This window comes from Wolbachia endosymbiont of Anopheles demeilloni (assembly GCF_018491735.2).
Taxonomy (GTDB): domain Bacteria; phylum Pseudomonadota; class Alphaproteobacteria; order Rickettsiales; family Anaplasmataceae; genus Wolbachia.
In genome coordinates this window covers 490,741-505,491 of record NZ_CP084694.1, presented here as the reverse complement: position 1 = coordinate 505,491, position 14,751 = coordinate 490,741, and the positions used below count along the sequence as shown (strand labels likewise).

13 protein-coding genes and 1 pseudogene are annotated in these 14,751 nt (G+C 33.9%); 5 read left to right on the top strand and 9 right to left on the bottom strand.

What is annotated here, in order from left to right:
* Positions 1–704: 704 nt before the first annotated feature.
* Positions 705–1,811 carry a D-alanyl-D-alanine carboxypeptidase family protein gene (locus JSQ73_RS02755; protein ID WP_214250176.1) on the top strand — a complete coding sequence of 369 codons (1,107 nt, stop codon included), beginning with the start codon at positions 705–707 and terminating at the stop codon, positions 1,809–1,811.
* A gap of 32 nt (positions 1,812–1,843) precedes the next feature.
* Here the strand turns inward: JSQ73_RS02755 and JSQ73_RS02750 are convergent, their stop codons facing one another.
* The 8 genes from JSQ73_RS02750 to JSQ73_RS02715 all read right to left on the bottom strand — a co-directional run bounded on the left by JSQ73_RS02750 (position 1,844) and on the right by JSQ73_RS02715 (position 8,575).
* Positions 1,844–3,184 (bottom strand): DNA recombination protein RmuC, encoded by a 1,341-nt coding sequence (locus JSQ73_RS02750; RefSeq protein WP_214250175.1) that lies wholly within the window; start codon positions 3,182–3,184, stop codon positions 1,844–1,846.
* 263 nt (positions 3,185–3,447) lie between these two features.
* On the bottom strand, positions 3,448–4,608 hold the full coding sequence (locus tag JSQ73_RS02745) for a porin (RefSeq protein WP_214250174.1): 1,161 nt from the start codon (positions 4,606–4,608) through the stop codon (positions 3,448–3,450).
* Positions 4,609–4,708: 100 nt separating this feature from the next.
* Positions 4,709–5,125, bottom strand: coding sequence for a hypothetical protein (locus tag JSQ73_RS02740; RefSeq protein WP_234301883.1), 417 nt, complete (start codon positions 5,123–5,125; stop codon positions 4,709–4,711).
* 66 nt (positions 5,126–5,191) lie between these two features.
* Positions 5,192–5,512, bottom strand: a complete 321-nt coding sequence (locus tag JSQ73_RS02735) for a hypothetical protein (protein ID WP_234301882.1) — start codon at positions 5,510–5,512, stop codon at positions 5,192–5,194.
* 172 nt (positions 5,513–5,684) lie between these two features.
* Positions 5,685–6,404 carry a hypothetical protein gene (locus JSQ73_RS02730; protein ID WP_234301881.1) on the bottom strand — a complete coding sequence of 240 codons (720 nt, stop codon included), beginning with the start codon at positions 6,402–6,404 and terminating at the stop codon, positions 5,685–5,687.
* Positions 6,405–6,646: 242 nt separating this feature from the next.
* Entirely contained in the window at positions 6,647–7,156 is a 510-nt protein-coding gene (locus tag JSQ73_RS02725) for a group II intron maturase-specific domain-containing protein (RefSeq protein ID WP_234301880.1), read from the bottom strand.
* A 24-nt stretch (positions 7,157–7,180) separates the two neighbouring features.
* Positions 7,181–7,804 carry a reverse transcriptase domain-containing protein gene (locus JSQ73_RS02720; protein WP_234301879.1) on the bottom strand — a complete coding sequence of 208 codons (624 nt, stop codon included), beginning with the start codon at positions 7,802–7,804 and terminating at the stop codon, positions 7,181–7,183.
* A gap of 621 nt (positions 7,805–8,425) precedes the next feature.
* Positions 8,426–8,575, bottom strand: coding sequence for a hypothetical protein (locus JSQ73_RS02715; RefSeq protein WP_214250171.1), 150 nt, complete (start codon positions 8,573–8,575; stop codon positions 8,426–8,428).
* Positions 8,576–8,800: 225 nt separating this feature from the next.
* Here JSQ73_RS02715 and secA point away from each other — a divergent pair, with 225 nt between their 5' ends.
* From secA to JSQ73_RS02695, 4 genes and pseudogenes are all read left to right on the top strand, one after another.
* A complete protein-coding gene (secA, locus tag JSQ73_RS02710) occupies positions 8,801–11,452 on the top strand; it encodes a preprotein translocase subunit SecA (protein WP_234301878.1) in 2,652 nt (883 codons plus the stop codon).
* A gap of 387 nt (positions 11,453–11,839) precedes the next feature.
* The gene (locus tag JSQ73_RS02705) at positions 11,840–12,247 is read left to right on the top strand and encodes a reverse transcriptase domain-containing protein (protein ID WP_234301877.1); all 408 of its coding nucleotides are present in this window, start codon (positions 11,840–11,842) and stop codon (positions 12,245–12,247) included.
* A 394-nt stretch (positions 12,248–12,641) separates the two neighbouring features.
* Positions 12,642–13,835, top strand: coding sequence for a pyridoxal phosphate-dependent aminotransferase (locus tag JSQ73_RS02700; protein WP_214249750.1), 1,194 nt, complete (start codon positions 12,642–12,644; stop codon positions 13,833–13,835).
* Positions 13,836–13,883: 48 nt separating this feature from the next.
* Positions 13,884–14,201, top strand: a pseudogene (locus JSQ73_RS02695) (DMT family transporter).
* Between the two features lie 16 nt (positions 14,202–14,217).
* Here the strand turns inward: JSQ73_RS02695 and JSQ73_RS02690 are convergent.
* A complete protein-coding gene (locus JSQ73_RS02690) occupies positions 14,218–14,730 on the bottom strand; it encodes a hypothetical protein (protein ID WP_214249749.1) in 513 nt (170 codons plus the stop codon).
* Positions 14,731–14,751 lie beyond the last annotated feature (21 nt).

Here is a 14,751-nt window from a genome sequence, read left to right as displayed (position 1 = left end):
TCCTAGGCGCTTTCTATGACCTTTTTTGTAATCTTTCATTATCCATGAATTACTTATCTCTTATAATAAGAAATTGAATTTTTAAGTAAAATATTTAATAAAACACATGAAGCATAATTGTAAATTTTTGAAGACAGCAAATGAAAGTAGCCCCTCTCTTGTCATCCCCTGCTCCCTCCTTCTTATCATTCAAATCTCAGTGCTCTTTCTATGTCATCCCAGTGCTTGACACAATGGGATTCAGCCTTTCTTATCAACAAAAACCTAGCATAACTTTTGTGCTCAAAAAATTTCCAGCATCAAGTGTTGGCCTGAAGCTTTAGCTATAAATGTTAAGAAATTTACCAAGCAAAAAAAAAGGCAAAAAAATCCCCGTGTAACGAGTTTTGACCCTATAATAATGTAAATTGGCGCTGTAATAATGTGCTAACGCTTAAAATAAGCGCGTTTTGGCTGAATGTAGAAAAAATAAAAAAGACATGCAGCCGCTATAATTTTTATGTAATTTGCCAATAAATATCTGAGTTTTTTACTGAATTTTTGTTGTTGAACCCACGCGGATCGAAAACAAGGATAAATACTCTTATTGTCATAATAAGTGGGCTGGCGCAGTTTGTCAAGGAAGTTTTATGCGAGAGATCTATTGAAATGCTCGTGCAAAATCATACTATTAATTAGTACACTATAAATTTAAAATTATAAATATGTTAAGCAAATTAGTAACTTTGCTATTAATTTTTATATTTCCTTTTTACTCATACTCATATCAGTTTAGAACTAAAGCAAAGCAAGCAATTGTCTTAGATTTAGCTTCAGACTCGTTCATTTTTGAACACAATTCCAGGGAAAAAATGGCCCCATCTTCAATGAGCAAATTGATGACTTTATATGTAGCTTTTGATTATCTAAAAGCTGGAATAATAAATATGGAAGATAAATTTCGAGTGAGCAGAAAAGCGTGGGAAAGAAAAGGCTCTTCTATGTTTTTGAAAGAAGGTCAATTTGTTACGGTAAAAGAACTACTTGAAGGAGTTACAATTACCTCAGGTAATGATGCATGCATAGCGCTAGCCGAGGGTATTGCAGGATCAGAGGAGAATTTTGTTGCTGAAATGAATGAAGTTGCACAAGATTTAAATCTTAATGATAGTCATTTTGTTAACTCAAGCGGGTGGCCAGATGAAAATCATTTTATGAGCGCAAAAGACTTGGTAACACTGGCAAAAAGAATTTTCACCGATTTTCCTGAATACTATGATCTATTCTCTGAACAATATTTGACATATAACGATATTGTACAAAAAAATAAAAATCTTTTACTTTTCCATGATATTGGAGTTGATGGTCTAAAGACAGGTCATACAAGTGCTGGTGGTTATGGCATTATAGCATCTGCAAAACGGAACGATAGAAGAATTTTTGCTATCGTGAATGGTTTGGACACCGAGAAAGATCGAATAGAGGAAGCAAAAAGACTAATACAATATTCCTTAAATCATTTTAATACCAAAAAAATATTTGCTAAGGATAGCGTAGTTGAAGAAATAAATATTGTTTATGGAAAAGATAAAAAGGTGCCCGTTACAGTTGCAAACGATGTTACCATAACTTATAACCGCAGATTACATGATAAAATTAAAGTGCGTATTGAGTATAAAGATATGGTACCCGCACCAATTAAAAAAGGTCAAGAAGTGGGCAAAATTTTTGTAGAAATACCTGGTACTGAGCAAAAAACTATACCTGTTTATGCAGCAAATGATGTGCAGAAATTGAGCTATATAAAAAAAATTTTTAGAAAGTTGTTTTAATCAGCAAATGTAAGTTAAGGAGACCTGAAATACTAATCTACTTTCAACCTCTCAGCATGTAAACTGCGTGGTAAAGATTCCAACTCTTTTGCAGCAGTGAGTTCTTTATTTTTTGCATGTATACCAAGCTTATTGAATTCTCGGGCAGCAGGAAACACTCTTGCCTCAAGCGAACCAGCAGTTTTATTGTAATGATCAACAGCACTTTTTAAGCTTCTGCGTAAATTATCAAAATTTTCGCCCATTGTGCAGATTCGCTCATATAAAATATGGCCTAGTTCACTTATTTTCTTTGCATTTTCAGCTATCATCTCTTGCTTCCATCCATAGGCTACTGACCTAAGTAGCGCGATTAAAGTGATTGGTGTTGCAATAATTACTTTTTTTTCTATTCCAATTTCTATCAAAGCTGGTTCACATTCTAGTGCTGCGCTGAAAACCCCTTCTCCTGTTAAAAAAAGCACCACAAACTCTGGCGTATTTTCAAATTGGTTCCAATATTCCTTTCTGCCTAGATCATTTATATGTTTTTTTATTGCCAGAGAATGATTCCTCAATTTTTCCTTTTGTATCTGTAAATCATTTTGCGACATAGCATCCATGTAAGAATCAAGTGGTACTTTAGCATCTATTATTATTTGCTTTCCTGATGGCATTTTGACTATTAAATCAGGACGTAACAAATTGTCCTCATTTTTATCAATTACTGAGGCTTGAGTAAAAAAATCGCAATATTCAATCATTCCCGCCATCTCTATCACTCTTTTGAGCTGCATTTCACCCCACTTACCTCTAATGTGAGGTTTCCTCAAGGCGTTAGCAAGGCTAGAAGTTTGGTTCATTAATGCTCCAATTTGCTCCCTTAAACCTTCGTAGGCCCCTACCCTCTCTTTCTCTAGCTCACGTATTTCACTGTCGAATTTTTCTAATTTTTCTTTTATTGGAGTGATAACTTCGTTGATCATTGCTTGCCTTTTTTTGAAATCACTTTCTGTTTCTTTTAGCTTATTATCGATCACTTCTTTTGCTAAGTTCAGAAAATTATTATTGTTTACCTGAAGAGCATCAAGAGAAAGTGCTTTAAAAGTGTTCGTAAGCCTCTCCTCTGCTTTTGTTAGTAATTCTATTTCCTTTTTCTTTTCTTCACGCTCTTTTTGAAGAATTACTTCAAGTTCTGCGTTCCTCACTTTCAAATCAACTATTTCCTTATTTTTATCTACTAAAGCCTGTTTTGCCTCTTGAAGTTGATGTTCTACTTTAAGTAAATTTTTCTCAAGATTCTCACTAAATTTTCTGTTCTTTCTTACAAAAATATAGAGAAATAGTAGTAAAAAAAGGAAATTCAATACAAAAGCTATAGAATTGAAAAGCATCAGAACACAGAAAAAACCGCACTCACAATACTATCTAATTTTTTTATATATAAAAAAGAAAAAAAGAGCACCTAAAGAGATGCGCTTACTGAAGGGCTTGGTTTGCTAATTAATAACCGTTTTCTTCTACACTTGGATTAGTAACAGAATGTCTTTTTATTGAAAATCTTATGTAATAGTTATTTTTATAATATCAAATAGCACATATATTAACAACTCAATTTTACTCTCATTATTACAATACTTACATACCAGTTACTTCACTAAAAACTTATCTTCAATCCGGCCAAAAGCACATATCCGGAGTTATTATCTTCCACTGCAAGCTCCTTAGTACTAAATCTTACAATATCAAAGTAATATGAAGTACCAACAACTAATGGATATTCAAGACTGAAAGCCTGTGATGTTAATTCGTTTGTACCTTTGTCTGCAATATCCCTAACACTATTAAAATATGTTAAGCTCACTTTACGAGAATCAGAATGATAAGCAATACCTGCATTTACATAATGCATATCATTTGCTTCAGGGCTACGCTTCTCACCAGATTTACCACCATTCCCGTACGACAAAATGCAATCAAGTTCAAAAAGTTTTAGTTTCACACCAAAATTCCAGTTTAGTAATGGATTATGACACTGAAGATCGCTAGAATTTTTGTTTGTACAATCAGTTAAATTTTCCCTTGCAAATTCACCAGTTAAAGCAGTAGTAAAATTTATTTCATCTGATAGGGCATTTTTATAGGAAAGACCAGCGGCTATTAAATTATTATATTGTAAATTATTTTTACCTGGAACATAACTGAATCCAAGTTGAAAGTTATGAATTTCAGGAGAAATATAGTTTAACATTGGTTGTTTTAACTTCAGCTCTAGTCCATTATAGTCGCTGTAAACATTGGGTTTTACCCAAAATACCTTGTCCTTATCGTACCCAGAGTCATCATCTTTTTTTCCATTACCGCGCAAATTTGCATAGTTTGTCCAATGACCATTTATTCCCCCAGCAGCTGTATAAATTTTTGAAGTGTTAATTAACATACTCTGACTAACTAAACTTCCTTTACCATGTTCAAATGATCCAAACTCCTGATTCTTTATGATAAAATACCACTTCTCCATTTCTAACTTTTCTATGTCTAGTGCCTTTAAGTTTGCAATACCAGAAACTCCTGCCTTAACATCAAAACCCATTTTAGTATTTGGATAAACTTGCTGTAAATAAAGCAAGCGCAGGTCTGAATAACTTGAGGTCTTGTCTTTGGTAGAGCTAAAAGAATCTCTATTGAAAGCGTAGCCAAATCTTAAATCTACTTTTCCATCTAGTTCTACATAAGACATCTCCTTATCCAGAATTACCCTAGCGTTAGCACTTCCTCCCACGAGTAATGATAAAAACAGTGTGATTAATAACCTCATAGGTAAGCTTAAATTCTTAATATAAGCTTAACAGAAATAAAAAACAATCCTTATATTGTGTAGAACTTAGATACTACAAACCAATTAATGACAAAAGCGTTTAAGCATTCTTCACACTATGCTTTTGAATTATATTTCCATAAATAATCGATATATTTGGTAGTTTTCGCTTTAATAACTGCTTATTAATAGCAGAGCGTATACGATTCACTATTTTAGACGTGTTTTTTGTACCACAGTTCATCAAAATAAAAAGTACCTTATTCTCATCAATAAATCCCAAAAAATCATCACTACGGCAATTTTTATAAAAATGCTCTATGATAACGTTTAATGGATCGTTCGTCTCACTCAATTTACTATTGAAGCCTATTATCCCTATAACTGCATTAATTTGATATTCAAAGGCAAAATTTAATACAACATATAACTCAAAAATAGTGGACTCATTGTCTGGTATGTTAAACAAATTGTGGTTTTTATATTTTTTACCTATCAGGTATTTATCCCTAAACATTCCTAGCTTATGAAACAGGCTAATGTCACGTATTAATAGCTCATAATTAATCTTGATATTAGTAAATTACGTTGTACGAAAAACTTTTACCTTTGTTTTTATATCTTCTCCTTTAGCGTCGATTAAAGAAAAGCCTATCACTTTTGGCAATATATCGGGCAAATCGCGCCCATCTTCAGTATACTCCAAATAGCTTTTCATATCTTCAGCTGCTTTTTTACTTAAAATATTGATTAACGGCTTATTAAGTAAATTCTCTTCCTCACATTTTAATAAATTCCTTGCAGCTTGATTGAGTCCCAAGATTAATACGTTCTTTTTCTCATTATCCTGACAAACAGATATCACAGCATCATCTTTCCTTCTTTCAATTATAAAATCTTCCATATCTTCTCACATATAACGTATTTATAAGTATAATAAGATTGTATTAAAATTCATTTACCCATTAATATACTTGATAAAGTATAGACAAATCGTCATGTTGCTGCATGTTCTAAGTCATGATAAAGGAAGCAAAATTACAAATATAATTTTGCTTATTCTCTTTATACCTTCACTACAACAACTTATTTTGCTGTATTGGATTAGATAGTTGAATATAACCTAAACTACTGTAATACGATTCTTCGTATGAAGGTAGTAGTTCCTCAAGCGGTGCTAAAGGTTGTACTTTTTCATAATTGTCAGAAGGAAAATTGTCTAATTCTTTATTATTAGTTGCCTTATCCATACATTTTATTGATTGCTCTATATAGTCTTGTATTTCTTTTGTAAAACTATGATTTAGATAACAACTTGTTAAGTAAGCTACACCTGCTACTGTTAGTGCTAATGCTGCAAAAACTAAAGGTGAAGCTCCTATACACCTAAAAACCTTTACTTTATACATACTCATATGAGCAGGTGGGTCAATGGTTGTTGCTAAAAAAATAAAAAAAACAAGTGAAAAAAATATTAATACGCAAAATCCACCCAATGAACAAGATCCTAACGCTACTTCTTTTAATGATTCTTCATTTTTCTTGTTATTATTAAGGCTTCGATACATTTTATTAACGTTAGTATTGCTAATATAATCTTCTAGTTCTTTTAAAATTTTAGTCTTTAACTCTTCAATCTCGTTATCTATTGACGAATAGTATTTTTTATACCGCTGCTTCAATTGAACATCTAATACTGATTTACCACTATTTAGAAGATTTAAAATGTCTTTTTTGCATAACTCAATCTCCTGAGAAATTTTAGAATCGTTTTGTTCTTTTATATCTTGATCCATTTTAGCCTGTAGTTTTTGACCAAAATCTTTAAATACAGTTCTGCAAGAAAGGTATTTTAATATAATAGGTAAAGCCAGCTCATTTCCCTTACTAAGCAAAGATAAAAGATTCAAAGCGAAAGAATTAGGTACTGCTTCTCTTGGTAGAATTAAGGTGAAATCTTGGAGAGTAGACCGGCGGAACTTCCCCAGCTAGTCTCTCGCAAAACTGTACGTAAATCTCTCGATTTATACAGCTTCCATTATTCAGCCTTTTGACCTAACCCTAATGTCCAGTGGTAGAAAGTCTTTGGATTCTCTTCTTTTATTTTTCCTAGAAGTTGCCTTGCTAGTCTTTTTCCAAATTTCGGATATTTCTTTCTTGTCCACTTTTCTAGATGTTGCTCTACATTGTTAAGAAGTTTATATACCTCCGATTGGTAAAACCTGCCATAGTATTGATACCAGCCTCTGACTATTGGATTTACTTTCTTTGATATCTCCTCTAATGTTATGTGTGTTTTTCGTAGTATTTTCCATGACCTTATGGTTGTAGTAATCTTTTTCTTAACCTTATTGCTAATTGCTGAAAGAAATGCAACGAAATATTTCCCTATCTTCCTCTTTGCTTTTTTAGGTCTAAAAGTATATCCTAGGTAATCAAAGCTTTGTGTAGGAAACATATTCTTCCTGTTCCCATCCTTACAATACACAATTTGTGTTTTATCAAGATGTAACTTTAGCTTATATTTGGCTAATCTTTCTTCGATCATTACTCTCATAAATTCTGCCTTTTTTTACGTCTTGCAGTCCACTATCGCATCATCTACATATCTCTCAAATGGTACTGTAGGGTAGTTCTGTTTCATCCATATATCAAATACGTGATGCATGAATATATTCGAAATGATTGTGCTAACTGAACCTCCTTGCGGAACTCCCTTTTCCCTAACTACCTTACTGCCATCTTCTAGCTGAATAGCGGCTTTCATCCACCTTTCAACATACAGTATGATCCATTTGCAGTTTGTATGCTTCTTGATAGCTTGCAATGCCAACTCGTGATCCAAATTGTCGAAAAACCCGGATATATCTAGATCTATCGTCCAATCATACCTCCAGCATCTTTTCCTTGCCGTATCTACCGCATCCAGTGCTGATTTATTTGGTCTATAACCATATGAATCTTCATGGAATTTTGGCTCTAATAGCGGCTCAAGATACATAGAAGCAGCCGTTTGCCCTATCCTGTCGAATACTGAAGGAACACCTAAAATTCTTTGTCCCCCTCCCGTATCTTTCGGTATTGCAACAGCTTTTACCGGCCCTGGAAAATAACTTCCGGATGACATTCGATTCCATAATTTGTATAGATTATCTTTTAGATTTTCTTCAAACTTTATTATCGATACCTCATCCACACTAGCAGCACCTTTATTCTTCGATACTTCTTTATAAGCCCTCCAAATAAGTTGCTTTGGTATATCAAAAGACTTTGTTTTATTGATTAACTCCTCCCTTTCGGTTGATACATAATTGAAACTGAATAACTTAGCTCCTTCGCTCCATTCCCATTACAGAAACTTCTTCACTACTACAAGCTGATCCTCCCCTGTTCTTCGCATCGGTACTCTCATCCTTGAAGTTTAGCTTCTTGGATTTCTCCCTTTTCATCGAAACGACAAGTTCCCGCAGTTCTACACAATAGCCTATAATAGTTTCACACCACCTTTATGCCGTACGCCACCTACCCAGTAAGCAAGTTCCTTGTAGATCTATCCCAGGAGAGATGGGAGCTCCTGGTTTTGACGTCGTTTCAGCCCTTTCGACACTTCATCAGTGGTTCATTTTCATTCGCCTCTCTATTTCGTACATGACACGTATTTATGCCTTTTCCATAACTCTCACTATCTTGACTCTTTATCAAAGCAGCTTATGGTTGTTTAAAGCCTGCTCTTGCAAGCCGACTGTGAAGGACCTTCCCTCATCTATTGTGCAGCTTAAGCACTTAGTTTGCTTATTTCTGATCTTTCTTTGTGTCTTTACGGCACACCCCATCCTTGGCAAACTAATTTTATTGAAGAATCTTTAAACCCTTTTGTACTAAATTTTAATGAAGCAAAAAATTCTTCTAATTCTTCAAAAGGACAACTATTCTTCTCTAATTTTACTTTTATAATATTGCTTAACATTGTAACTCCACTAACCGTTTTATACATGTAGCTTAACACTATTTTAATAATTTATTAATAAAGTTTAATTATTAATTATAATATTTAATAAAATAAATAGACTCTTTTACATTTCATCTGCAAGAATCTTTTCCTTAGTTTGTAAATAAAGATTTTCTGAATCTAATTGCCGCAGGTTACGTTTAGTAATATAATCTCATATTAAATAAAACTTTACCTAAGTTTATGCCAGACTCTACGTTAGTTTTAACAACTATTCTTATATTCTTCATCTTTACGTTGTCACTTTTTTTTATAAAAAGGATATTTGGATCAACGAACAAGAAGATAATAAAATCCTTCAGAAAAATTGCTCAGCAGATTAATGCGCTAGAGCAAGAAATGCAGAGCTTATCTAATGAGGATCTTGCTAGTAAAACTGCGGAATTAAAACAAGAACTGAAAAATGGAAAAACACTAAATGACCTTCTCGTACCTGCATTTGCGATTGTACGAGAAGCATCACGAAGATTCCTTAACATGAGGCATTTCGACGTTCAGCTAATTGGTGGCATGGTTCTCCATAATGGCATGATATCAGAAATGAAAACAGGAGAAGGAAAGACACTAGTCGCAACTTTAGCTGCATACCTAAATTCTTTAGAAGGAAAAGGTGTGCACGTCGTAACTGTTAACGACTATCTTGCAAAACGAGATACAGAGTGGATGAGTAAATTATATAATTCTCTTGGAGTTTCTGTTGCATTTATTACAAATAATTTGAAAGACGACGAGAGAAAAAAGGCTTATAGCGCAGATATAGTATACTCAACAAATAATGAACTTGCCTTTGATTATCTACGAGATAATATGAAATTTTCTCAAGAAGATATAGTTCAGAGAGGCTTCAATTATGCAATAGTAGACGAAGTAGACTCCATACTGATTGATGAAGCGCGTACTCCGCTCATTATTTCTGGACCACTTGAGGAAAATAATCAGATATATAAGCATATCAATAAAATAGTAATCAAATTAGTTGATTCTGACTATGAAGTCGATGAAAAGAGTAGAGCAGTGTTCCTCACTGAAAATGGTATTTCACGAGTGGAGGAATTACTAAAATCGTATAACCTCATTCCTGGAAATTCCTCGCTCTATGATACTAGCAATATTATACTGACTCATTATATAGATCAAGCACTTCGTGCACATAAGCTGTTTACTGCTGATAAAGATTATATAGTGAAAAACGGTAAGGTGGTAATTATTGATGAGTTTACTGGGCGCATGATGGAAGGTAGGAGATATTCTGATGGTCTTCACCAGGCACTGGAGGCAAAGGAGAATCTTGAAATTCAGCATGAAAGTCAAACTTTAGCATCAGTCACATTTCAGAACTACTTTCGTATGTACAACAAACTTTCTGGTATGACAGGAACAGCAGCAACAGAGGCAGAAGAATTTCGTGATATATATAGATTAAATGTAGTAAAAATTCCAACTAATTTGCCTGTTAAAAGAATAGATGTTGATGATGAAATTTATGGCACAGAAAAAGAAAAATTTAGTGCTGTATTGAAGTTTATAGCGGAATGTCACAAACGTCTTCAACCAGTGCTTGTTGGCACTGTGAGTATTGAAAATTCTGAAAAACTTTCCGATCTTTTGAAAAGCCATTCCCTTAAGCATTCAGTATTGAATGCTCGTTATCATGAACAAGAAGCGTATATAATAGCGCAAGCTGGAATACCAGGCAGCATTACTATAGCAACAAACATGGCAGGACGTGGAACTGATATTCAGCTTGGTGGAAATGTTGAAATGATTGCAAAAATAGAGCTCGAGAAAATAAAAAATGCTGATGAAAGAGAAAAAAAATATCAAGAAATAGTCGAAAGAGTAAAAAAAGATAAGGAAATTGCTATAAAAGCTGGTGGCTTATGTGTTATTGGAACCGAAAGGCATGAAAGCAGGAGAATAGATGATCAATTACGTGGACGTTCTGGCCGCCAAGGTGACCCTGGAATTTCTAAATTCTTTCTATCACTTGAAGATGATTTAATGAGGATATTTGGTTCTGATAGAATGAGGAATTTTTTGCAAAGAGTGGGACTAAAGAACAACGAGGCTATTCATCATCCATGGATTAATAAAGCACTTGAAAAAGCACAGAAGAAAGTTGAAGTTAAAAATTATGATGTGCGAAAGTCTTTGCTAAAGTTTGATGATGTAATCAACAATCAACGTAAAGTTATTTTTAAGCAGAGAAATCATATTTTAAACAATGAAATCAATGATTTAGTTGAAGTATATAGTGAAGTAAATGAGGATATAATAGAAGGTATATTACAAAATGGTTATTACGAAGATTATGTTGAAGATATTGCAAAAGAATTCCACATAAGATACGGGATAACGCTTAATCTAGCAGAGTTTTTGAATAAACAAGAAGCCTTGGATTATATAAATGACAAGATACAAGAATTTTTTACTGAGAAAGAAAAATATTTCAATAGTCAACAAACTACAGATTTGTGGAATACGATAGTGAAACAAGTGATGATCATGACACTTGATCATTTATGGAGGGAGCACCTTTCGGTCTTAGAGAGCCTAAGACAAAGCATAAATTTGCGTGCCATGGGGCAAAAAGACCCACTGAATGAATTTAAACGCGAAGCTTTCTTAATGTTTGAGTCGATGCTTGAAAAGTGGAGGGAGCTTACCATTCACCGCCTAGCGCACTTTAAGTTGCTAGACAATCAAGAAATAGGCAATAGGTCACGCTCTACTAAAAATAGCAGACTTCCAAAAGTTTCAAGAAATGACAAGTGCCCTTGTAACTCTGGAAAAAAATACAAACACTGTCACGGTGCAGTTGCCGTAGTGAATTAGTTGTTGCAAGCACATTATAGCTGTTATAGCTAACCGAAGTAAGATCTGCTCGAGCACTCTGAAAAACAAAATCAATAGCCGAATTAATATTGGGCCAAAAGGTTTGTAGAGCCTTTCTTATGGCGTGCTTGATCAGAACTTCTCAATCGGATTTAAATCCTCACTTTTACCCACAAATAAAAAAGTGAGTAAAAAAGAATGCTACAATAATCTCAAACTTTCCTCGACTTATATCACTTGGATATAAACTTCCCATATCCTACTTTATCCTCTCATTCTATCCCTTTTTTGAGATCATGTACAGTCTCTTAGATCTTACTGAAAAACAGGCTAATTAGTGGAAAGACCCAACCATTGCACCTTGATGTAGCGCATAAATAGTGCTGGATGAGGCAAAACTACCCAACAATACCATTTGAGAGATATGTAGATGATGCAATGGTGCACTGTAAAACCCAGAAACAGGCAAAATTCATAAAAGACAAGATCGAAGAAAGATTGGCTGAGTTTAAGCTAAAATTAAATCCTGAAAAGACACAAATAGTGTACTGTAAGGATGACAATAGGAGAGATGAATTTCCAATACAGAGCTTTGACTTTCTGAGTTACACGTTCAGACCTAGACTGGCAAAGAACAATAAAATAGGAAACTATTTTGTCTCATTTCTACCTGCAATTAGCAACAAAGCCAAGAAGAAGATCAACCAAATCATAAGGTCATGGAAAATACGTAGGCAAACATATACAACACTAGAGAAAATATCAAAGAAAATAAATCCTGTAATCCGAGGCTGATATCAGTACTATGGCAGGTTTTATAAATCAGAGATGTATCCATCTCTAAGAAATGTAGAGTGGCACTTAGTAGGATAGGTCAGAGCCAAATATAAGAAACTTCGAAATCATGGAAGACTAGCAAAGCAATTTCTAGCAAAAGTGAGAAAGAGGTTTCCAAATATTTTCTATCACTGGACACTAGGATTGGGATCAAAAGGCTGAATAACGGGAGCTGTATAAATTGAGAGGTTTACGTACAGTTCTGCGAGAGACTGATGGGGAAGCTCCGCCGTTCTACTCTCCAATATCTATATTTAATAATACAAAAATATCAACCTTTATGTAAAATAATAAAACTTCTAGCTTTTTTGTTGTGTAGAGTTTATCATTTTTATTTAACTTTAGTGAGATTATGTCAGACCTTGCAAAGAGGATGTCTCTGATAAAACCGTCGCCTACAATTGCTGTGATCGATAAGGCAAACAGATTAAAAAGCGAAGGAAAAAAAATTTGCGTTTTAGCTGCGGGAGAGCAGGATTTTGACACTCCAGATTATATAAAAAAGGCAGCTATTCAATCGATAAATGCAGGCAAAACTAAATATACTGCTGTTGATGGAACGCATGAGCTTAAAGAGGCGATAATCAATAAGTTAAAAAGGGATAATAATCTAGAATATACACTGAACCAAATTTGTGTCGGCGCTGGCGCTAAGCAGGTGTTATTCAACTTATTTATGGCAACAATTGACCCTGGAAATGAGGCTATAATACCAGCTCCTTATTGGGTTTCGTATGTTGATATGGTAAATCTTTTTGGCGGGCTGCCAGTTGTTGTAGAGTGCAAACAAAACTTTAAGCTGATACCGGAGTTACTAGAAAGCAATATAACTGAGAAAACTAAGTGGTTAATTCTCAACTCACCAAATAATCCAGCAGGAATTGTCTATACATATGATGAATTGAAAAGCATAGTGCAAGTATTGCTTAAACATCCACATGTGAATGTTGTTACAGATGATATTTATGAGCACATAGTATACGACGAAAAGTTTTTTACCATTGCTCAGGTTGAGCCAAAACTTTATGATAGAGTTTTTGTGGTCAATGGAGTATCAAAAGCCTATGCAATGACTGGCTGGAGAATAGGCTATATTGCAGGTAGGAGTGATATAGTAAAAGCTATTTCTACACTGCAGTCTCAAAGTACTTCTAACCCAAATTCAATAGCACAAGCAGCAGCAGTTGAAGCGTTAAACGGTGATCATAGTTTTTTGAAAGAAAGAACAAAAATCTTTAGGGACCGTAGAGATTTTGTAGTAAAAAAGCTAAATTCTGCTTCAGGCTTGTCAGCATCTATTCCACAAGGTGCATTCTATTTGTTTGTCTCATGTGAAGGTTTATTGGGTAAGAGTACAAAAAGTGGTAAAGTAATAAATAGTGATCTTGATTTTGCCGAATATTTATTAGAAGATCATTTAGTTGCTGTTGTTCCAGGAATTGCATTTGGTCTGAAAAATTTTATCAGAATTTCTTATGCAACCTCTCAGGAACAATTAGAAATTGGATGTGATAGTATTACTAAGGCATGCGAAATGCTAAGTTAACTTTTTAATATTCCTATATATAATATTTCAGTAAGATAGAGTTGATTTATGGCTTGGGTGTATTTGCTATTAGCTGGTTTGGTTGAAATAATATGGACCACAGCACTGAAATATAGCAATTGCTTTACTCGTGTTATACCTGTAGTAATTATTTTAGTTAGCGGTTCTGTGAGTCTTTACTAGCTATCGTTAGCAATGAAGTATATTCCTCTTGGAACATCTTATGCAGTTTGGACTGGTATAGGCTCTATAGGTGCAGCGATAATAGGAATAATGTTTTTTAATGACACAGTAAATTTTGGGCGTTTATTTTCCCTTACTTTGGTAGTGCTGGGTATCATAGGATTAAAAGTATTTTCCAATTAGGAAAAGTTAAGTACGTCTATTTTACCATCTCAGGACTTTCTACTAAAGTTGCTTTGGATTTTTCAGTTCTCGAAGAGGGCATTCCTATTGATTTAGAAAGTACCTTTCTAATGTTCAATATTTCATTTTTCTCATTTTGTTGGATTAAGTTAATGTCGTTTATTTTATTCACTAAATCTTTTCCTTCCTTTAAAATTTTTAAATCGCTTTCGTTGATATGATGTTCATTTTTAAATTCTGCAACGATTTCTTTCTTCTTTGGATGGGTATTCAGAAATTCTAATATCTGGTGTTTAGCAACAGCTTGAATAAATTTCTTATCGTGAAATATTGAATTGTTATGCAATTCTTCTAGGCTTTTATCATATTGTTTTGCTTCGTTTACAGTAAGTTTTATTATTTCTTCTGCGCTACTTAAAAGTTCCCTGTATAACTTGTCGTATCTATTCCCTGTGTGTGCGGCAAATGTTTGTTCAATGTATTTTGTTATGTAGTTTTGTAGCGTATTGTCTATTGTACCTATGTTCATTCACTCACCTTGCTTTTATAT

Coding starts and splice junctions, on each gene's coding strand:
- JSQ73_RS02755 (WP_214250176.1), top strand. CDS start 705: ATGTTAAGCAAATTAGTAACTTTGCTATTAATTTTTATATTTCCTTTT.
- JSQ73_RS02750 (WP_214250175.1), bottom strand. CDS start 3,184: ATGCTTTTCAATTCTATAGCTTTTGTATTGAATTTCCTTTTTTTACTA.
- JSQ73_RS02745 (WP_214250174.1), bottom strand. CDS start 4,608: ATGAGGTTATTAATCACACTGTTTTTATCATTACTCGTGGGAGGAAGT.
- JSQ73_RS02740 (WP_234301883.1), bottom strand. CDS start 5,125: ATGTTTAGGGATAAATACCTGATAGGTAAAAAATATAAAAACCACAAT.
- JSQ73_RS02735 (WP_234301882.1), bottom strand. CDS start 5,512: ATGGAAGATTTTATAATTGAAAGAAGGAAAGATGATGCTGTGATATCT.
- JSQ73_RS02730 (WP_234301881.1), bottom strand. CDS start 6,404: ATGGATCAAGATATAAAAGAACAAAACGATTCTAAAATTTCTCAGGAG.
- JSQ73_RS02725 (WP_234301880.1), bottom strand. CDS start 7,156: ATGATCGAAGAAAGATTAGCCAAATATAAGCTAAAGTTACATCTTGAT.
- JSQ73_RS02715 (WP_214250171.1), bottom strand. CDS start 8,575: ATGTTAAGCAATATTATAAAAGTAAAATTAGAGAAGAATAGTTGTCCT.
- secA (WP_234301878.1), top strand. CDS start 8,801: ATGCCAGACTCTACGTTAGTTTTAACAACTATTCTTATATTCTTCATC.
- JSQ73_RS02705 (WP_234301877.1), top strand. CDS start 11,840: ATGAGGCAAAACTACCCAACAATACCATTTGAGAGATATGTAGATGAT.
- JSQ73_RS02700 (WP_214249750.1), top strand. CDS start 12,642: ATGTCAGACCTTGCAAAGAGGATGTCTCTGATAAAACCGTCGCCTACA.
- JSQ73_RS02690 (WP_214249749.1), bottom strand. CDS start 14,730: ATGAACATAGGTACAATAGACAATACGCTACAAAACTACATAACAAAA.